Origin of the sequence: Rhodanobacter sp. Root480 (assembly GCF_001426645.1) — a bacterium.
Classification (GTDB): Bacteria; Pseudomonadota; Gammaproteobacteria; order Xanthomonadales; family Rhodanobacteraceae; genus Rhodanobacter; species Rhodanobacter ginsenosidimutans.
In genome coordinates this window covers 776,676-796,105 of record NZ_LMEX01000002.1, presented here as the reverse complement: position 1 = coordinate 796,105, position 19,430 = coordinate 776,676, and the positions used below count along the sequence as shown (strand labels likewise).

Below are 19,430 nucleotides of genomic sequence, written 5' to 3'. Positions count from 1 at the left end.
TGCGCTGAGAGCTGACTGACAGTCCGGGCGGTGGCGGCCGTGGTCATCGCGGCGCGTTGTCGTCCCCGGTTGTCGTCGGCTTTCCTGCTCATGGCCCGGCCATGCCTGTCGTTGCGCATCGTTCCGCGGCCTTCGCGGTGGCGTCGTTTGCCGTTGGCGGCGCATCGACCACGCGCGCGGCACGCAGCCCACCCGTATCCCTTGTCGCCCGGCACGACGAGCCGCGCGGTGCCGGGAGAAGGCGTCATCCGCGGGCCGCCGCTCGCCAACAGTAGCCCTCCGCATGCGGCAACGCAGCGGCCATCCGCTTGATACAGCGATCACCACCGTCTGGGAGTTCACATGAACAACAACGTTTTTCGCAGGGGCGTACTCGCCGCTGCGCTGGCCGCCGCCATGGCCAGCACGGTCAGCTTTGCCGCCGCGGTTTCGCCGACCGGCGATCCGGCGCGGATGGACCTCACCTCGCTGCAGGGCCAGCCAACATTCAACCGCTTCATCGTCACTTACCGCCAGGGCAGCAGCGAGCGCGCCAATCGCGCCGCTGCCGTGCAGACCGCCACCGCGGCGCTGAACCGGGCCGGGCTGGTGCGCGCCGGGCGTAGCGTCGCCGGCGCACCGGCCTCGGTCAGCATGCGTTTCCAGCGCAAGCTGGCGGTGGGCGGCGACCTGTTGCGCACGTCGCGGTCGCTCGACCGCACCGAGGCGGAGGCGCTGATCCGTCAGTTGTCGACCGACCCGGCGGTGGCCTACGTGGTGCCCGACGTGATGCGCCATCGCGTGCGCGACGTGGCGGCCTCGACGCTGCTGCAACCGCAAACCGTGACGCCGAACGACACCTACTACGCCAAGTACCAGTGGAACCTGAAAGCGCCCGACGGCACCGTCACCACCGAGGGCCACGCCAACCTGGGCGGCACCAACGTCAACAACGCGTGGGACCTGGCCGACGGCACCGGCGTGGTGATCGCCGTGCTGGATACCGGCATCACCACGCACGTGGACGTGGACACCTCGCTGGGCGACGCCGGTTATGACTTCATCGTGGACAGTTTCGTCTCTGGCCGCGCCACCGACGGCCGCGTGCCGGGCGGCTGGGACACCGGCGACTGGACCACCGAGGAGCCCTGGCTCACCGAGTGCACCGATGCCACCCACCCGCCGGAAGACAGCTCCTGGCACGGCACCCACGTGGCCAGCACCGCCGGTGCGGAGCTCACCAACAACGCGCGGGGCATGGCCGGCATCGCCCACGGCGCGAAGATCCTGCCGGTGCGCGTGCTCGGCCATTGCGGCGGCTATGACAGCGACATCAACGACGCCATCGTGTGGGCGGCGGGCGGCCACGTGGACGGCGTGCCGGACAACACGCACCCGGCGAAAGTGATCAACCTCAGCCTCGGCGGCCCCGGCACGTGCAAGGCCAAGGATCCGGCGGCGCAGGCGGTGGCCGCGGCCAACGCGCTGGGCGCGGTGGTGGTGGTGGCGGCGGGCAACGAGGATATCGATGCCTCGAAAACCTCGCCCGCCAGCTGCCCCGGCGTGATCACCGTGGCCTCCACCGGCATCACCAGCAGGCGCGCCTTCTATTCCAACTACGGCAAGGCGGTGGAGATCGCCGCACCCGGCGGTGGCGTGTACGAAAACGATGCCGACAGCGGCACCCCGGTCAACGACGGCTTCATCTGGCAGGCGCTGAACAGCGGTGCCACCACGCCGGTGCCCAACGACACACTCTACGGCGGCTATGCCGGTACCTCCCAGGCCACCCCGCACGTGGCTGGCGTCGTGGCCCTGATGCAGAGCGCGCGGCTGGCCGCCGGCATGGCCTTGATGACGCCGGCCGAGGTGCTGGCCACCTTGCAGCAAACGGCACACGCGCCCAGCGTGAAGCCGCCGGCCAACCGCCGCATCGGTGCCGGCATCGTCGATGCCGACGCGGCGGTGCGAGCCGCCGTCGGCGACGGCGACGCCACCGTGCTGACCAACGGCGTGCCGCTGATGGGCCAGTCCGGCAGCACCGGCAGCAGCACCGTCTACATGCTGTCGGTGCCGGCCGGCGTGCATACGCTGAGCCTGCGCGCCGATGGCGGGCGCGGCAACGTGTCGATGTACGTCAAGGCCGGCGCCGCCGGCGGCGCCTCGGACTATGACTACAAGTCCGCGCGACCGGGCAATCGCGAGTCGGTGGTGGTGCCGCGCCCCGCGGCAGGCAGCTGGTACGTGACCGTGGTGGGCGAGACGGCGTTTACCGGGATGAACGTGGTGGGCAGCTTCCGGGCGCCGCGTTGATTCACCGTTGAACCAGGCGGGCTCGCACCCGGCGAGCCCGCCGCTTCTTTCGATTCCCCAGCCGTCAGCCAGCGGCTGGGTCGGGTCGCCTCCATCAGGCTGCAACGCCAGCACCCATGCCATCGCCGCCGCCGCCGCGTTGTGCTACCAATGCGGGTTCGCGGCGCGTTGGAGCGTTGCCCCACCGGAGGAACCCATGTCGGCCTTGTCCAGCCCTGCGCAACCACGCGATACGGCCGTCGACGACGTGCAGGCGTGCGCGTTGCTGGTGGCGCGGGGGCGCTTGAAGGAGTCCGACCTGGGCCGCGCCCGGCGGCTGCACGAGGAGTCGCCCGAGGGCACGCTGACATCCTTGCTGGCGCGGCTGGGGTTGGTGTCCGAACGCGACCTGGCCGAAGCCTGGGCCGAGCTGCTGCAGGTGCCGCTGCTGGCCGCGCGCGATGCGCCGGAGTTGCCGCCAGCGGAGCTGGAAGTGTCGCTGCGCTTCCTCAAGCAGCAGCACGTGGTGCCGGTGCACGACGCGTCGGGCCTTGCCTTGGTGGTGGCCGATCCGGCCGATCCCTATCCACGGCAAGCCATGGAGCTGGCCGCCGGGCGACCGGTGGCGTTGCGCATCGGCCTGCGCTCGGACATCGACGGGCTGATCGAGCGCTATTACGGCAGCGGTCGTTCGGCGATGGGCACCATCGTGGAAAACCTTGACGGCGGCGCGGCCGAGGAAGACGACGTCGAGCATCTGCGCGACCTGGCCTCCGAGGCCCCCGTCATCCGGCTGGTCAACCTGATCCTGCAGCGCGCGGTGGAGCAGCGCGCTTCGGACGTCCATGTCGAACCGTTCGAAAACCAGCTGAAAGTGCGCTACCGCATCGACGGCGTGCTGCATGACGTGGAGGCGCCGCCCGCGTCGTCCACCGCCGCGGTGATCTCGCGGGTGAAGATCATGGCGCGCATGAACATCGCCGAGCGTCGCCTGCCGCAGGATGGCCGCATCCAGTTGCGGGTGCAGGGCAAGGAGCTGGACCTGCGCGTGTCCACCATGCCGACCAGCTTCGGCGAGTCGGTGGTGATGCGTATCCTGGATCGCGAATCGGTGGTGTTCGATTTCGCCGCGCTGGGCTTCACTGACAGCTTCCAGCAGCGTTTCGTCGACGTGCTGCAGCGCCCGCACGGCATCCTGCTGGTCACCGGCCCCACCGGCTCGGGCAAGACCACCACGCTGTACACCGCGCTGTCGCGGATCAACACGCCCGACGTGAAAATCATCACGGTCGAGGACCCGGTCGAATACCAGATCGAGGGCATCAACCAGATCCAGGTGAAACCGCAGATCGGGCTGGATTTCGCCGGCGCGCTGCGCTCGATCGTGCGGCAGGACCCGGACGTGATCATGATCGGCGAAATGCGCGACCTGGAAACCTGCCGCATCGCGATCCAGTCCGCGCTCACCGGTCACCTGGTGCTGTCCACCCTGCACACCAACTCGGCCGCCGGCGGCATCACCCGGCTGCTGGACATGGGCGTGGAGGATTACCTGCTCGGTTCCACCGTCAACGGCATCCTGGCGCAGCGGCTGGTGCGCACGCTCGACCCGGAAACCGCCGTGGCGTACGAGCCCGCGCCCGAAGTCATCGCCCAGTTCGAGCTGGAGAAATACACCGATCAGCGCCCCATCCGCCTGTGGAAACCGGGCAGCAGCACCGCCAACCCCAGCGGCTACCGCGGCCGCCAGGCGATCATGGAATTCCTGCCCATGACCGACCCGCTGCGCCGCCTGGTGATGCAAAAGGCCGACGCCGGCGCCATCGAAAAACAGGCCCGCGCCGAAGGCATGCGCACCATGTACGAAGACGGCATCGCCAAGGCCGTCGCCGGCGTGACCACGCTGGAGGAGGTGCTGCGTGTTACGCAGGAGGGCTAAAAAGCACGCCGCCGCGCCGCTGGAAGCTGCCGTAATCCCCTCTCCCCTGCGGCGACCGAAGGGAGTCCCCTTGTGGGTGGAGGAGGGTAGGGAGAGGGGGACATGCCGCGGGGAAGCTGATCGAAGCGAAACACGCCGCGGGGAAGCTCATCGAAGCAAAACACGTCGCGGCAAAGCTCAACGAAGCGACGCACGCTGCGGGAGGGTTTCCTATCTGTCTTCCCCGCAAGCCCCGGCCCCTCTCCCCAACCCTCTCCCCCACGGGGAGAGGGGGCAAACGTGCCGTGCAGTTTCGCTTCTGGGTGAGCTCGCGGAGCTGTGCGGGGAGTGGGTTCCATGACCCTTTTTCGATACCGCGCCATCACTGGCGCGGGGGAATCCCTGCGCGGCCAGATGGAAGCGTCCAGCGCAGAGGAGGTGATCGCCCACCTGCAGGACCAGGGCCACACCCCGCTGGAAGCGCAGCCGGCCGACGCGGCCGACGGTGGCGCTGGCGTCGCGGCACTGTTCACGCGCGGCCCGTTCAGCGGTGACCAGCTGGCCCAGTTCACCCATCAGCTGGCGACCTTGCTGGGCGCCGGCCAGCCGCTGGACCGGGCGTTGGGCATCCTGCTGGATCTGCCCGAAAGCGAGCGGGCCAGGAAACTGATTGAGCGCGTGCGCGAGCGGGTGCGGGGCGGCAATACGTTGTCTTCGGCGCTGGACGAGGAGCACGGCGTGTTTCCCCGCCTGTACGTGAGCCTGGTGCGCGCGGGCGAGGCCGGTGGTTCGCTGGAGGAAACCCTGCGCCGCCTCGCCGATTACCTGGAGCGCGCCCAGCAACTGCGTGGCAGCGTCATCAACGCGCTGATCTACCCGGCGTTCCTGCTGGTGGGTGTGCTCGGTTCGCTGGTGCTGCTGCTGGCCTACGTGGTGCCGCAATTCGTGCCGATCTTCCAGGACATGCAGGTGCCGATTCCCTGGATCACCCGCGCGGTGCTGCTGTTGGGCAATACCTTGCAGGCGTGGTGGTGGCTGATCGCACTGTTGCTGATCGGTGGCGCGGTGGCGTGGCGCGCGCGGCTGCGCGATCCGCAGGCACGGCTGGCGTGGCATGCCCGCCTGCTGCACCTGCGCTGGATCGGCCCGCTGCTGCTGAAAGTGGAAACCGCGCGCATCGCCCGCACCCTGGGCACGCTGCTGAAAAACGGCGTGCCGCTGCTGAGCGCGCTGGCCATTGCGCGCCAGGTCACCGGCAACCGCGCACTGGATGCGGCGCTGGCCAGCGCCCACGAGCAGGTCAAGGGTGGCTCCGGCCTGAGCCTGGCGCTGGCGCAACCGGCCCTGTTTCCAAGGCTGGCGCTGCAGATGGTGCAGGTGGGCGAGGAAGCCGGCCAGCTCGACACCATGCTGCTGAAAGTGGCCGACACTTTCGAGATCGAATCGCGCCGCGCCATCGACCGCCTGCTGGCCGCGCTGGTGCCCGCGCTGACCATCGTGATGACGGTACTGGTGGCGATCATCATGGCCGCGATCCTGCTGCCGCTGTTGAGTTTGACCAGCAATATTCAATGAGGAGGAGTACGGCAATGGCGAAGTTTCTGGCGTCGGTGGGGCAGGGAATCGGGAATCGGGAATCGGGAATGGAGAGAGCGAAAGGCCGGTGCTTGCCAGCCTTCCCCATTCCCCATTCCCGATTCCCCATTCCCGGGCGCGCTTCGCGCGCCAAAGGCTTCACCCTCCTGGAAATGCTGGCCGTGATCGTGTTGATCGGCATCGTGGGCACCATCGTGGTGCGGCAGGTGGGCAACAGCGTGGACAAGGGCAAGTACGGCGCGGGCAAGGTGCAATTGCAGGTGCTGGGCCAGGCCATCGACAGCTATGCGCTGGACAACGGCTCACCGCCACGGCAGCTGCAGGATCTGGTGACCAAGCCCGCCAACGCGCCGAACTGGCAGCGTCCGTACGCCAAGCCGTCGCAGTTGCTGGATCCCTGGGGCCATGCGTTCGGCTACACCGTGCCCGGCGAACACGGCAATTTCGACCTGGTCTTCTACGGCCAGGACGGCAAGCCCGGCGGCGACGGTTACAGCCAGGATGTGGGTAGCTGGCAATGAAGCGGGGAATGGGGAATGGAGAATGGGGAATGGGAAGAGCGAAAAGCTGGCGCTCGCCGGCTTTTCCCATTCCCCATTCTCCATTCCCCATTCCCGGGCGCGCAACGCGCGCCCAAGGCTTCACCCTCCTTGAAATGCTGGCCGTGATCCTGCTGATCGGTGTGGCCACGGCGGCGGTGGCATTCTCGGTGACGCAGGGCCTGGCCGGCACCCGTGCCGCGGCGGCCAGCGCCGACCTGGCCGCCGCGCTGCGCGCCACCCGCGCCCAGGCGATCGTGCGCGGCAAGGCGCAGGTGTTCGACCTCGATACCCGCGACAACCGCTGGCGCAACGCGCGCGGACAAACCGTGCAGCTGCCACCGGACATGAAGTTGAGCATCACCAGCGCCCGCGAGGATGCGCCGGACGACCATACCGGCCGCATTCGCTTCTTTCCCGACGGCAGCTCCACCGGCGGCAACATCATCGTGCAGCGCGGCGAGCGTCAATGGCGTATCGACGTGGCGTGGCTGACGGGCGCGGTGGTGGTGCGATGAGAGCGGGGGCTTGGCGGGGCGCGCCCGGGAATGGGGAATGGGGAATGGGGAATGGGAAGAGCGAAAAGCTGGCGCGCGCCGGGCTTTCCGATTCCCTATTCCCCATTCCCCATTCCCAGGCGCGCGCTACGCGCGCCAACGGCTTCACCCTCCTCGAAGTCCTGGCCGCGATCGCGCTGCTCGGCATCGCGTTCGCAGTACTCATGCAGGTCGTCGGTGGCGCCATCGGTCTCACCGGGCAGGCGGCCGATGCCAGTGAGGCGGCGATGTGGGCGCGCAGCAAGCTCGACAGCGTGTACGTGGTTGAGCCGCTGCGCCCGGGTCACAGTGCCGGTCGTTTCAATCGCAAATTCCAGTGGCAACTGGACGTGACGCCATGGAACGCTGCCGCTACGGCCAATGACCAGACGCCGCTGCAGCTCTACCAACTGGATCTGCAGGTCAGCTGGGGTGTTGCCGCACATCCGCACACGGCGAATTTCCGCACCCTGCGTCTGCTCTCGACTGGCGCGGATGCCAACCCGATGGCGCCGAAGCCATGATTGGGCGCGGTAGTGGTGCGATGAGAGCCGGAGCTTGGCGGGGCGCGCCCGGGATTTGGGATTCGGGATTCGGGATTCGGAAAGCACTCGGTGCCCAGCCTGCCGGCACGGTGCCAACTCCACGGCTTGCTGAGAGGCGTTTTTGCTCTAACAAATCCCGAATCCCGAATTCCCAATCCCGGCTCCAACAAGGCTTCACCCTCCTGGAAGTCCTGGCCTCGCTGGCCTTGCTGGCCTTGCTGATGCTGGGTGTCTACGCCGGCGTCCGCATCGCCACGCGCAGCGTGCATGCCGGCAATGCGCGGGTCGACCGGCTCGACCAGGTGCGCGCGGCGCAGCAGCTGTTGCGTCGCGAGCTGGCGCAGGCGTTGAATCAGACCATTGATCACGATGACCACGGCGCGCCGCTGGTTGTCGATGGCGCGCCGCAGCGGTTGCGTTACGTAGCGCCGTTGCCGGGTTACCTCGGCCAGTTGGGGCCGCAGCTGCAAACCCTGCGCCTGGTTGATGACGGCACGGGCGGCTTCCGGCTGGAACTTGGCCTGACCCTGTTGCCGCCCGATGGCAGTGAACCGCAGCCGGTGGGTGAACCGCAGGTGCTGGTCGATCATGTGCGTGCCGGCCGTTTCAGCTATCGCGGCGTCGACGTGCGGGGGCGCGCCACGCCGTGGCTCGCCAGCTGGCCCGATGGCCGCGTGTTGCCGCGGCTGGTGCGGGTGGAATTGCAGCTGGATGGCATGGTGCCCTGGCCCACACTGGAGGTACCGCTGCGCGTGGAGGCTGGCGATACCCGTCGCGATGCGTCGACCCTCCCGATCCGTCGCATGGGGACGCAGTGATGCGCGCATGTCCATCACCTCGACGGCAGCGCGGCGTGGCCTTGCTGCTGGTGTTGTGGGCGTGCGCGCTGCTGGCCGTGCTGCTGGGCGGCTACGCGGCCGTGGTGCATACCGAGGCGGTGCTGGCGCGCCATCAACTGGCGCAGACCCGCGCCCACTACGCCGCCGAGGCGGGCCTCATGCGCGCCTTGCGCGGGTTGCACGATACGCGCGCCAAACAGCGCTGGATCGGTGATGGCCGTCTGTACACGATGTCTTACGACGGCGCCGAGGTGCGGATTCATGCCGTGGACGAGAGCGGCAAGGTGGATTTGAACAGCGCCACGCCAGCGGTGTTGCAGGGCTTGTTCCAGGCCGCGGGCGTGGCCCCGGATGCGGCGCAGGCGCTGGCCGTGCGGGTGGTGGAATGGCGCAGCCCTTCCGTGTTCGATGGCACGACCGGCGATGCCGCGGGATACGCGGCGGAGGGTCGCCGCTACCGGCCGCGGCACGCCCCCTTCGCCAGCGTCGAGGAGTTGCAGATGGTGCTGGGCATGACGCCGGCGCTGTATCGCACGCTGGCGCCGCACATCACCTTGTGGTCGGGCCAGGCCAGCCCGGACCCGAACGTGGCCACGTCGCTGGCGCTGGCCGCGATTCCCGGCATGACCGCCGGGCGCGTGCAGGAAATCCTGGCCGCGCGGCAGCGCAATGCCGCTGATCCCGAGCTGACCGTTGGCAGCGGAGTCACCCACAGCGTGCGTTCGCAAGCTACGCTAGCGGATGGCACGCAAGCGGTATTGCGGGCCACGGTTCGCTGGCGGGCGGGGAGCGCCGCTGCGCAACCTTACGCGGTGTTGCGCTGGCAGGAGGGAGACGAGGAATGAATACGCTGCTGCCGCCGCTGCGGTCGGGGCGCGATCGCCTGCGCCAGGCTTGGCGCAGCTCGCCGTGCCCGGCGTTTTTCGCCTGGTGGGGTACTGAACTGCGCGCGCTGTTGCCGCCGCGCTGGCGTGGCTGGCTGGGCGATGGCGTGGCGTGGCATCTGCTGCAGCAGGAACAGGGGCAGTGGACTTTGCGCCGCGTCGGCGAGGTGCAGCCGCTGGCGCGCTGGTCCGTCGACGACGGCGCGCCCGCCCAACGCACCGCGGTGAGCACGGCGCTGCAAGGTGTGGACCGCGAAGACCGCCGCCTCGCCTTGCTGCTGGATCCGCGCACGGTATTGCGGCGCGCCGTTTCGCTGCCGCTGGCCGCGCGCAGCCAGCTGGCGCAGGTGATGGCGTTCGAGATGGATCGGCAGACGCCGTTCACCGTTGAACAGGTGCATTACGCCGCGCGCGAACTGCCGTCGGCCACGCTGGCCGCGGCCGGGCTTTTCCGTGCCGAGCTGCTGGCCACGCCGCGCAACAGGCTCGATCCGTTGCTGGCGTCCCTGGCGGCCGTCGGTGTGGTCATCGATGCGGTGGATCTGCCCGAGGGGAATGGACGGCTGGGCATCAACCTGCTGCCGCCCCCGCGCCGGCCGCATCATGTCCATCCGCGCCGCCGCTGGAATCGCGCGTTGGCGGTGGCCTGCGTGACGCTGCTGGCGCTGGTGCTGTGGCAATACCTGCACAACCGTCGGCAGGCGCTGGTGCGGATGCAGGCGCAGGTGGAAAGCCTGCACGCCGATGCGCAGCAGGTGCTCGCCCTGCGCCAGCAACTGCAGGACAACGCCGGCGCCGCCGGTTTCCTGGTGCAGCGCAAACAGCATGCGACGACCATGCTGGCGCTGCTTGCCGACCTGACCAGACGTCTGCCTGACAGCGCCTGGCTGGAGCGGCTCAGCATCGATACCGATGGCCAGGTCGGCATGCAGGGCCAGAGCCGGCAGGCGGCACGATTACTGGATGCCTTGAAGGATTCACCGCTGATCACCGACGCCAGTTTCCAGGGCTCGATCCAGCCTGATGCGCTCACCGGCAAGGAGCGTTTCTACCTGGTGGCGCAGTTGCGGCAGGCGCAGGCGCAAGCCGGCAGCGCCGTGCCGGCCAGCAGCGGCAGCGCGCCATGAGTTATTCGCCCACCCCGCGCGAGCGCCGCATCGCCGCCATGCTGTTGCTGCTGGCGGCGCTGGCGCTGGCCTATTTCCTGCTGCTGCACTGGTGGTGGGTGGCGCCGCTGCGGCAGATCGATGCCCGCATGGATGAGCTGCAACAGACGCACGCCCACTACGCCGCGGCGATCGCCGAGCAGCCACGGCTGGAGCAGCGGCTGGCTGCGTTGGGCGCGGGCCAGGCGGCCAGCAGTGCGTTCCTTCCCGAAAGCGATACCAACACCGCGGCGGCAGGTTTGATGCAGCGCGTGGTCGACGTGGTGGCCGCACAGACCGCCAACCGGGGTTGCGTGGTCAGCCAGAAAATGCCCATCCCCGATCCACCGGCGGCAGGCAACGAGCCTTATCGCAAGGCGTCCGCTCGCGTCAGCCTGAGTTGCGCCATCGAACCCTTGGCGGCGGTGCTGCACGCGCTGGAGCAGGGCACGCCGTACCTGTTCGTCGATGAGCTCAACATCTACCGCAACCCGACGGCAGCGCAGCAGGACGGTACCGCGCCGCTGGAAGTGCAGCTCACCGTATCGGGCTATCTGCGCCCCGCCCGCACCACCACGCAGGTGCAGCCATGAATGCCGCCAGCCAGCGCCGGCTGACCCCGGCCCTGCTGCTGTTGCTGGCCGTGCTGGCGGGTTTGTGGCTGCTGCTGTTGTCCGGCGCTGGCAGCCGCGCGCACTGGCCGGCCGCCAGCCCGCCGTCGGTGGCGCCGGTGGCGGATCGTGCCGCGCCGTTGCCGCCTCCGGTGCCGCGCAACCAGTTCGCCGTGGTCTGGCAGCAACCGCTGTTCAATCCCGATCGCAAGCCCGTGACGCCGTCGGCAGGCAGCGGCAGCATTGGCGAGCTGGAACTCACCGGGGTGATCATCACGCCGACCATGCAAATGGCGCTGCTGTACGACCACCAGGGCAATCGGCAGGTGCGGCTGCGTGCTGGCGAGCGGGTATCCGGTGGTGACATCACCCTGGTCGAGGTGAAGCCGCGCTCGGCGGTTTTCGACACCGCCAGCGGTCGCGTGGAGTTGTCCCTGCGCGCGGGTGCGCCGATCGATGGCCCGTTGCCGGCGCCGGGTCAGGCTGTTGGGCCAGGTCCCGGCAGCAGCGTGTCCTGGCCGTCGACGTCGCTGGTCACCCCGGCTCCAGCGGCCGGGCCGGGCGGCCGTCCCGGCGAGCCTGTTGCGGGTGTAATCCGCGCTCCGGCGCAGACGTCTCCCGACACTCAAACCAATACCCAAACGCAGCGCATCCGCGCGCTGCGCGAGATCATCCAGAAACGTCGCGCCGCGCAAGCCGCCGCGGTCCACGAAGGAGAACATTGAGCATGCATCGCACGCATAGACAGACCCATCCGCTACGTGCGCTGGGGTTGGCGCTGGCGGTATGGCTGGTGGGCTGCTCCAGCCTGCCGCAACCGCGCGACAACGATGCGTTGCAACGCGAGGCGGTGGCCGGCACCCGGAACCCGGTGCCGGCGCCGTTGCCGCTGAACACCACGGTCGCTCCCGATTCGGCATCGGCAATGCGCCCACAACTGAGCGAGGGCAGCGGCCAGTTCATCCATCCCAGCGGGCTGGCCACGCCGCGCGCGCCCGCGGCCGGCCCCGATGGCGTCACCTTCAACTTCGAGAACCAGCCGGTGCAGGCGGTGGTCAAGGCGATCCTGGGCGACTTGCTGAAAAAGAACTACACCATCGTGCCCGGCGTGCAGGGCAACATCTCGTTCTCCACCTCCGAACCGGTCGATGCCAGCGAGGCGTTGCCGATCCTGGAGACGCTGCTGTCGTGGACCGGCAACGCGCTGGTGCTGCGCGGCGGCAGTTACGTGGTGCTGCCGGCGAAGGACGCGCTGGGCGGCAACCTGGTGCCCAGCCTCGGTGCATCGGCGCCGCAAGGCGGCTTGCAGGCGCGGCTGTTTCCGCTGCGCTACATCTCGGCCACCGAGATGCAGAAACTGATCAAACCGTTCGCGCGGCCGGATTCGATCCTGCTGGTCGATCCGTCGCGCAACCTGCTGGTGATGTCCGGCACCTCGCAGGAGCTGGCCAATTACCAACGCACCGTGCGCACGTTCGACGTGGACTGGCTGCGCGGCATGTCGGTGGGCGTGTTCAGCCTGCAGCGCGCCAGCGTCGATGAATTGATGCCCAAGCTGGACGACATGTTCGGTCCCAAGGGCGACACGCCGCTGGCGGGCATGCTGCGCTTCATTCCGATCGAGCGCACCAACGCGCTGGTGGTGATCAGCACCCAGGCCGACTACCTGCGCGAAGTGGGCGACTGGATCGCCCGCATCGATCGCGGCGGCGGCAACGAGCCGCAGTTGTTCGTGTACGACGTGCGCAACATCAAGGCGTCGGACCTGGCCCGCTACCTGGCGCAGATCTACACCAACGGCGCCGGCACCGGCGCTGGCGACAACGGCGGCCAGGTCGGCCCCGGCCTGAGCAGCGCCACCCTGGGCAATGCCGATGGCGACACCGGCAACACCTTGGTCAGCGGTATCGACAACGGCGGCGCCATGACCGGATCGGCCACGCAGCCTGTCGACGGCAATGCCGCGCCCAGCAAGTCGTACAGCTCCAGCGACGGCAGCGTGCGCATCAGCGCGGTCGACAGCAACAACCAGTTGCTGGTGCGCGCACGGCCCTCGCAATGGAGCGAGATCGAGTCGGCAATCCAGAAACTCGACAGCGTGCCGCTGCAGGTGCAGATCGAAACCCGCATTCTCGAAGTCAGCCTCACCGGCGAGTTCAGCTTCGGCGTGCAGTGGTATCTGGAGGGGCTCCGCGGCGCCACCAGCACCACCGACAGCAACGGCAACATCACGTTTTCGCCGGGGGATGCCAACAACCCGCGACAGATCGCGCTGGGCCAGGGCGGCGTGAATTTCGGCGGCGAGCCGTTCTTCTATTCGTTCATGAACAGCAACCTGCAGGTGGCGCTGCGCGCGATGGAAACCAGCGGCAACACCAAGGTGTTGTCCGAGCCGTCGCTGGTGGTGATGAACAACCAGCAGGCGAACATCCAGGTCGGCAACGAGATCCCGGTCAACCAGAGCTTCATCAGCCCTGGCCTGGGCAACGCGGGCAGCGGCATCAGCACGCTGGGCGAGGTGCAGTACAAGCCGACCGGCGTGATCCTGAAAGTCGTGCCGCGGGTCAATCCCGGCGGCCTGGTGTACCTGAAGCTCAGCCAGGAAGTCAGCGCGCCCGGCATCAAGGACAACAACGGCAACTTCCCCATCCAGAAGCGCCTGCTGGAAACCCAGGTGGCCGTGCAGAGCGGCCAGACCGTGCTGCTCGGCGGCCTGATCCAGCAGAACGAAGGCACCACCGACACCGGCATCCCCGTGCTCAACAAGATCCCGCTGATCGGCCGCCTGTTCGGCACCACCAACCGCCACCGCGACCGCACCGAACTGCTGGTGCTGATCACCCCTCGCGTGATCACCAGCGGCAACGATGCGCGCCAGGTCACCGACGAGTACCAGCGCAAGTTCGAATCGCTGGCGCCGCTGCGGGCGAAGTAGCTGCTCTGCTTCCTCTCCCCTGCGGGGAGAGGATTGAGGAGAGGGGGCGGTGCTCGCGGGGAAGTTGGTGACGGGGCTCTCGGCGTCGTGGGCAACTTCGTTGGGACTTTCCCGCGGCGTGTCCCCTCTCCCCAGCCCTCTCCCCAAGGGGAGAGGGGATTACGGATTCTTCCAGCGTTGAGGCGGGGCGCGGGGTAGCCACACCCCTCGCCGTTATCATTCGCTGAATGACCGTCTTTCCCATCACTCCGCTGCTGCCCGGCATTCGTGCCTCGCTCGCCGATCATCCGCGGCTGGTGCTGGAGGCGCCGCCGGGCGCGGGCAAGACCACCCAGGTGCCGCTGGCCCTGCTCGACCAGCCGTGGCTGGCGGGTGGCAAGGTCCTGATGCTGGAACCACGCCGCATCGCGGCGCGCGCGGCCGCGCAATACATGGCGCAGCAGTTGGGCGAGGCGGTGGGGCAGACGGTGGGCTATCGCATCCGTTTCGAGGCGAAGGTCGGTCCTGCCACGCGGATCGAGGTGATCACCGAGGGCATCCTCACCCGGTTGATCCAGCGCGATCCGGAGTTGGCCGGCATCGGTGCGATCGTGTTCGACGAATTCCACGAGCGGCATCTGGCCGGCGACCTGGGCGCGGCGCTGGCGCTGGACATCCAGGCCACCTTGCGGCCCGACCTGCGGCTGCTGTTGATGTCGGCCACGCTCGATGGCGAGCGCATCGCGCAGTGGCTGGATGCGCCGCGCATCACCAGCCCCGGCCGCAGTTTTCCCGTGCACATCGTGCATCCACCCGCGCGCGCGCAGGAGAGCGTGGAGCAGCAGCTGGCCCGGGTGACGCGGCTGGCGCTGCAGGAGAACGCCGGCGACGTGCTGGCCTTCCTGCCCGGCCGGCGCGAGATCGCGCGGACGCAGGCCTTGCTGGCTGCACTGGCCGATGACTACCCCGCGCTGGAGATCGTGCCGCTGCATGGCGAGCTTTCGCTGGCCGAACAGCAGGCGGCCTTGAGCGATGCGGAGCCGGGGACGCGCCGCGTGGTGCTGGCCACCAACGTGGCCGAGTCCAGCATCACGCTGCCGGGCATCCGCGCGGTGATCGACAGCGGGCTGGCGCGCGAGCCGCGTTTCGATCCGAACTCCGGCTTCAGCCGCCTGGAAACGGTGAACATCTCGCAGGCCTCCGCCGATCAGCGCGCAGGCCGTGCCGGCCGCGTGGCCGCGGGTACGGCGTACCGGCTGTGGCCGCAGAGCAGGCGCCTGGAAACCGCGCGCACGCCGGAGATCGCCCAGGCCGACCTGTCCGGTCTGGCGCTGGAACTGGCCGCATGGGGCAGCGATGCACTGCCGTGGCTGGATCCGCCGCCGCCCGGTGCATTGGCGCAGGCGCGCGAACTGCTGCGCGCCCTGGCGGCGGTGGGCAACGACCACCGCATCACCGCGCTGGGCCGCGACCTGCTGGAACTGGGTGCCACGCCGCGGCTGGGCGCCGCTGCCTTGCGCGCGCCGGCCACGCTGCGCCCGCTGATCGCCGACCTGCTGGCGCTGATGGAGGCGCGCTCGCCGCTGCGCGGCGAGCAGTCGCGCAGCGATGATTTCCGCGACCGGGTCACCGCCCTGCATGCCTGGCGCGACCGGCGCGGCGCGCTGGCGCGGGGCGCGGTGGATGCCGGCGCGCTGGCCGCGATCGAGCAGGCCAGCAAGGGCTGGCGCAGACGTCTGGACGTCCATACGTCCGCCAGCGGTACGCCGGGAAGCCATGCCGTCGGCGACCTCCTTCTGCACGCGTTTCCCGACCGGGTGGCGCATCGCAGCGGCAGCGATCCGCTGCGCTACACGCTGGCCAACGGCCGTGGTGCACGACTGCATGAGAACACTGCCCTGCATGGCGAGCCATGGCTGGTGGCGCTGGATCTGCGCCACGAGGCGCGCGACAGCCTGATCCTGGCCGCCGCACCGCTGGACACGGACGTGCTGGAGCGCGATTACCCGGAACAATTCACCCGCCAGCGCACGCAGCGCTGGAACGACGAGCGCGGTGCAGTGGAGGCGTTCGAGGAGCACCGCTTCGGCGCCATCGTGCTGGAGCGTCGCAGCGTGCCGGTGGACGCGCGCGATGCGTTGCCGGCCTTGCTCGCCGCCGTGCGCAACGGCGGGCTTGACCTGTTGCCGTGGAGTGAATCGGCGCGCCGCTTGCGCGCCCGCATGCAGGCATTGCGCGCCTGGATGCCGGCGCTGGGTCTGCCCGACGTTGCCGACACCGCGTTGCTGGCCACGCTGGAACAATGGCTGGCGCCGTATCTGGACGGCGTGCACCGGCTCGATGCGTTGCGCGCCGACACGCTGTCGCAGGCGCTGTCGGCGATGCTCGATCATGCGCAGCGTCAGGCGCTGGACCAGCACGCGCCCGAAAGCCTCACCGTGCCCAGTGGCCAGCAGCGGCGGCTCGACTACGTGCCCGGCGAACCACCGGTGCTGGCGGTGAAACTGCAGGAACTGTTCGGCCTGGCCGACACGCCGCGCATCGGTGGTGGACGCATTCCAGTCACGCTGCATCTGCTGTCGCCGGCCGGCCGGCCGATCCAGGTGACCCAGGACCTGCACGGTTTCTGGCAGCGCACCTATCCCGAGGTCCGGCGCGAACTGAAAGGTCGCTATCCGCGCCACCCGTGGCCGGACGATCCATGGACGGCGCCACCGACCCATCGCGCCAAACCTCGCCCGCGCTGACGATTGTCGAGGAATTCTGGCGACCTTCACCGGGCTGCGTGGCCGGTCAACTGCGGTGTTCGCGCTGCGTGGTTATCTGTACCATCGATCACGCCATGGCTATCCATGGGGGACGTCTTGCGTACAACCAAACGCTCCATTGCTCCAGCAGCGCCGGACACCGCAGTCTTCGGCCCGGATCGGGGTATGCCCGCGCCGGGGCCTCGGCGATCCTCCGCTTACGGGTGGAGCCTGCTGGCGTTGTTGCTGGGCCTGGCGCTGACGATGCTGCTGCGTTACCAGCAGATCCAGCGGGAGCAAGCCGCGCTGGAGCTCACCCGCAGCGCCCTGGTCGACAAGAGCTCGGTCGCATTGATAACGCAGTTGCATGCGGCGGAAAGCCTGCTGCGCGCGGTGCAGAGCCTGTTCCTTTCCTCCGACGAGGTAAGCGAGCAGGAGTTCGCCAACATCTACGCCAACCTGCAGCCACGCCGCCGCTTCCCTTCGCTGCAGGCGCTTGCCTATGCGCGAAAAGAGATAAAGGCGGATGGCGTCCACTACGTCACTACCTGGGTGCAACCGCTGTCGGGCAATGCCGCCCTGGCCGGGCTGGACGTCAACGCGCAGCCGAACAACCTGCAAGGCGTGATCGCCTCGCGTGATACCGACCTGCCCACCTTGTCGGCCCCGTTCCGGCTGGCGCAGCAGACGGGTGCGTTGCCGCGCAACGACGGCATCACCCTGCGCATGCCGATCTTCAACCCCGGGTCGCCACCGGCGTCGGTGGAGGAGCGGCGTCGGCGCGAGGCCGGGTCGCTGGCGGTGTCGTTTCGGGTCAGCGGCCTGATCGGCAATGCGATTTCGCAAGACGTCACGCAGATGTTCCGCGTGCGCATCACCGACGTCACCGATGCCGGGCAGCAACTGCTGTTCGACTCGGCCGCGACGGCGAAGGTCGATGACGACAAGGATTTCCACCGTCGGCTTGCCTATGGCGGGCGGGTGTGGCGCCTGGACCTGCAACCGCGCGCGACCGCCCGGGCCGGCTTCGACCTGGGCGACTCGGCGCTGCCTGTCGGCGTGCTGGCCAGCATCCTGCTGGCGATGCTGGTGTTCACCATCGCCAGCACCCGCCAGCGGGCGATCGCCCTGGCGTGGCACATGACCAGTCGTTACCGCGAGAGCGAAGAGCGCTTTCGCGCGCTCAACGATCTGCTGCCGGCGCTGGTCCTGCTGGCCGACGGGCATGACGGCGCCATCACCTATGCCAACCGCGCGTCCCGCGAGCGGCTTGGCGAAAACGTGGGTGAGCGGCGGCTGTCGGACCTGTTCGAGGACCCGCGTCTGTATCCCGACATGGGGCAACCGGACCAACGCGATTTCCACCGCCTCAGCGCTCAGCTGTGCGATGAGCAGGGTTACCGGTTCTGGGCCGACGTGGCCATCTCCAAGGTGGTTCTGGACGGCGCCGACAAGTTGCTGATGGTGGCGATCGACGTCACCGAGCAGCGGCAGTTGAACGAGATGCTGAGCTTCCAGGCCAGCCACGACGCGCTGACCGAGCTGTACAACCGGCGCGAATTCGAGAGCCGCCTGCAAAGCATCCTCAACGCCACCGAAACCGGTGCGCCGATGGCGGTGCTGCTGTACATCGACCTGGACCAGTTCAAGCTGATCAACGACACCTCCGGCCATATCGCCGGCGATCATCTGCTGGCGCAATTGGCCGCCACCATGCACAAGCAGCTTTCGGCCACCGACGTGCTGGCGCGGCTGGGTGGCGACGAGTTCGGCGTGCTGGCGCTGGGCGTGCGCGATCGCGAGGACGCCGAAGCGGTGGCCGAGCGCGTGCGCCACTGCATCGACGAGTGGATCTTCGTGTGGGAGCAGCGCAGCTACACGGTCAGCGCCAGCATCGGCGTGGTGATGATCGACCAGCCGGGCATGACCATGAAGGACCTGCTGGCGCGCGCCGACACCGCCTGCTACATGGCCAAGGAGCTGGGCCGCAACCGCGTGCATTTCTATTCCGAGCGCGACGACGAGGCGGCGCGTCGCCGCGGTGAGATGGAGTGGGCCAATCGCCTGCGCTGGGCCATCGATGAAAAGCGTCTGGTGCTGGTCTACCAGGAACTGATACCGCTGTCGCCGCGGCCCGGCTCGGGCCCCCGGGTGGAGTTGCTGCTGCGCTTCCGTGACGATTCCGGCGCGCTGGTGCTGCCGGGCGTGTTCATGCCCGCGGCCGAGCGCTACAGCCTGATGCCGATGCTCGATCGCTGGGTGGTCGAGACCGCGCTGGCGCATTTCGACCAGTTGCACCCGGCTGGGGCCGACCTGCGGCTGGCGACGATCAACCTGTCCGGCGCCAGCGTCGAGGACGACGCGCTGGCCGACCTGATCATCGCCTTGCTGAAGAAACACGGGGTGGCGCCGTCGCGGGTGTGTTTCGAGATCACCGAAACCGTGGCGGTGCGCAACCTGTCGCGCGTGGCCCGTTTCATGGAGCAACTGCGCCAGGTCGGCTGCAAGACCGCGCTGGACGATTTCGGCGTCGGCATGTCGTCGTTCGCGTATCTGAAGAACCTGCCGATCGACATCATCAAGATCGATGGCAGCTTCATCCGCGACATGCTCACCGACCCGGTAAGCCACGCCATCGTGCGTGCGGTCGCCGACATCGGCCAGCGGCTGGGGCTGGAAGTGGTGGCCGAGTGGGTGGCCGACGAGGAAACGCTGCGAGTGCTCACTGCGATGGGCGTCGGCCACGCGCAAGGTTTCAGCCTGCATGCGCCGGAGCCGGCGCGATTCCAATCCGGCGGAACGGTGCATCCGCCTGCACCGTGATGCGCAGGCGTGGCCAGGTCATGCAACGTTCCTAGACGCGGCGTTCATCGCGGCTGTCGTCT

Annotated in this window: 14 protein-coding genes; all 14 read left to right on the top strand. The window is 68.6% G+C overall.

What is annotated here, in order from left to right; all coding sequences use genetic code 11:
- The first annotated feature begins 342 nt into the window (after positions 1 to 342).
- The 14 genes from ASD22_RS10590 to ASD22_RS10525 all read left to right on the top strand — a co-directional run bounded on the left by ASD22_RS10590 (position 343) and on the right by ASD22_RS10525 (position 19,368).
- Positions 343 to 2,292 (top strand): S8 family serine peptidase, encoded by a 1,950-nt coding sequence (locus ASD22_RS10590; protein ID WP_056082801.1) that lies wholly within the window; start codon positions 343 to 345, stop codon positions 2,290 to 2,292.
- Positions 2,293 to 2,488: 196 nt separating this feature from the next.
- On the top strand, positions 2,489 to 4,210 hold the full coding sequence (gspE, locus tag ASD22_RS10585) for a type II secretion system ATPase GspE (RefSeq protein WP_056082798.1): 1,722 nt from the start codon (positions 2,489 to 2,491) through the stop codon (positions 4,208 to 4,210).
- 336 nt (positions 4,211 to 4,546) lie between these two features.
- Positions 4,547 to 5,764 carry a type II secretion system inner membrane protein GspF gene (gene gspF / locus ASD22_RS10580; RefSeq protein ID WP_056082795.1) on the top strand — a complete coding sequence of 406 codons (1,218 nt, stop codon included), beginning with the start codon at positions 4,547 to 4,549 and terminating at the stop codon, positions 5,762 to 5,764.
- Positions 5,765 to 5,892: 128 nt separating this feature from the next.
- Entirely contained in the window at positions 5,893 to 6,306 is a 414-nt protein-coding gene (gene gspG, locus ASD22_RS10575; RefSeq protein ID WP_255357433.1) for a type II secretion system major pseudopilin GspG, read from the top strand.
- An 89-nt stretch (positions 6,307 to 6,395) separates the two neighbouring features.
- The gene (locus tag ASD22_RS10570) at positions 6,396 to 6,842 is read left to right on the top strand and encodes a GspH/FimT family pseudopilin (RefSeq protein WP_255357432.1); all 447 of its coding nucleotides are present in this window, start codon (positions 6,396 to 6,398) and stop codon (positions 6,840 to 6,842) included.
- A gap of 44 nt (positions 6,843 to 6,886) precedes the next feature.
- Entirely contained in the window at positions 6,887 to 7,384 is a 498-nt protein-coding gene (locus ASD22_RS10565) for a type II secretion system protein (RefSeq protein ID WP_082520217.1), read from the top strand.
- A 161-nt stretch (positions 7,385 to 7,545) separates the two neighbouring features.
- Positions 7,546 to 8,223: a prepilin-type N-terminal cleavage/methylation domain-containing protein gene (locus tag ASD22_RS10560; RefSeq protein WP_056084181.1), complete on the top strand. Its 678-nt coding sequence runs from the start codon at positions 7,546 to 7,548 to the stop codon at positions 8,221 to 8,223.
- Positions 8,223 to 9,089, top strand: a complete 867-nt coding sequence (locus tag ASD22_RS10555) for a type II secretion system protein GspK (protein ID WP_056082787.1) — start codon at positions 8,223 to 8,225, stop codon at positions 9,087 to 9,089. The genes ASD22_RS10560 and ASD22_RS10555 overlap by 1 nt, the downstream gene beginning before the upstream one ends.
- On the top strand, positions 9,086 to 10,255 hold the full coding sequence (locus ASD22_RS10550; protein WP_056082782.1) for a PilN domain-containing protein: 1,170 nt from the start codon (positions 9,086 to 9,088) through the stop codon (positions 10,253 to 10,255). The genes ASD22_RS10555 and ASD22_RS10550 overlap by 4 nt, the downstream gene beginning before the upstream one ends.
- Positions 10,252 to 10,866 carry a type II secretion system protein GspM gene (gene gspM, locus ASD22_RS10545; RefSeq protein WP_056082779.1) on the top strand — a complete coding sequence of 205 codons (615 nt, stop codon included), beginning with the start codon at positions 10,252 to 10,254 and terminating at the stop codon, positions 10,864 to 10,866. Before ASD22_RS10550 ends, gspM begins: the two co-directional genes overlap by 4 nt.
- Positions 10,863 to 11,609, top strand: a complete 747-nt coding sequence (locus ASD22_RS10540) for a hypothetical protein (protein ID WP_056082778.1) — start codon at positions 10,863 to 10,865, stop codon at positions 11,607 to 11,609. The genes gspM and ASD22_RS10540 overlap by 4 nt, the downstream gene beginning before the upstream one ends.
- A gap of 2 nt (positions 11,610 to 11,611) precedes the next feature.
- The gene (gspD, locus tag ASD22_RS10535; RefSeq protein ID WP_056082775.1) at positions 11,612 to 13,819 is read left to right on the top strand and encodes a type II secretion system secretin GspD; all 2,208 of its coding nucleotides are present in this window, start codon (positions 11,612 to 11,614) and stop codon (positions 13,817 to 13,819) included.
- Positions 13,820 to 14,046: 227 nt separating this feature from the next.
- Positions 14,047 to 16,545 (top strand): ATP-dependent helicase HrpB, encoded by a 2,499-nt coding sequence (gene hrpB, locus ASD22_RS10530; RefSeq protein ID WP_056082772.1) that lies wholly within the window; start codon positions 14,047 to 14,049, stop codon positions 16,543 to 16,545.
- 186 nt (positions 16,546 to 16,731) lie between these two features.
- Positions 16,732 to 19,368 carry an EAL domain-containing protein gene (locus tag ASD22_RS10525; RefSeq protein ID WP_056082770.1) on the top strand — a complete coding sequence of 879 codons (2,637 nt, stop codon included), beginning with the start codon at positions 16,732 to 16,734 and terminating at the stop codon, positions 19,366 to 19,368.
- Positions 19,369 to 19,430 lie beyond the last annotated feature (62 nt).

Coding starts and splice junctions, on each gene's coding strand:
- ASD22_RS10590 (WP_056082801.1), top strand. CDS start 343: ATGAACAACAACGTTTTTCGCAGGGGCGTACTCGCCGCTGCGCTGGCC.
- gspE (WP_056082798.1), top strand. CDS start 2,489: ATGTCGGCCTTGTCCAGCCCTGCGCAACCACGCGATACGGCCGTCGAC.
- gspF (WP_056082795.1), top strand. CDS start 4,547: ATGACCCTTTTTCGATACCGCGCCATCACTGGCGCGGGGGAATCCCTG.
- ASD22_RS10565 (WP_082520217.1), top strand. CDS start 6,887: ATGGGGAATGGGAAGAGCGAAAAGCTGGCGCGCGCCGGGCTTTCCGAT.
- ASD22_RS10555 (WP_056082787.1), top strand. CDS start 8,223: ATGCGCGCATGTCCATCACCTCGACGGCAGCGCGGCGTGGCCTTGCTG.
- ASD22_RS10550 (WP_056082782.1), top strand. CDS start 9,086: ATGAATACGCTGCTGCCGCCGCTGCGGTCGGGGCGCGATCGCCTGCGC.
- gspM (WP_056082779.1), top strand. CDS start 10,252: ATGAGTTATTCGCCCACCCCGCGCGAGCGCCGCATCGCCGCCATGCTG.
- ASD22_RS10540 (WP_056082778.1), top strand. CDS start 10,863: ATGAATGCCGCCAGCCAGCGCCGGCTGACCCCGGCCCTGCTGCTGTTG.
- gspD (WP_056082775.1), top strand. CDS start 11,612: ATGCATCGCACGCATAGACAGACCCATCCGCTACGTGCGCTGGGGTTG.
- hrpB (WP_056082772.1), top strand. CDS start 14,047: ATGACCGTCTTTCCCATCACTCCGCTGCTGCCCGGCATTCGTGCCTCG.
- ASD22_RS10525 (WP_056082770.1), top strand. CDS start 16,732: ATGCCCGCGCCGGGGCCTCGGCGATCCTCCGCTTACGGGTGGAGCCTG.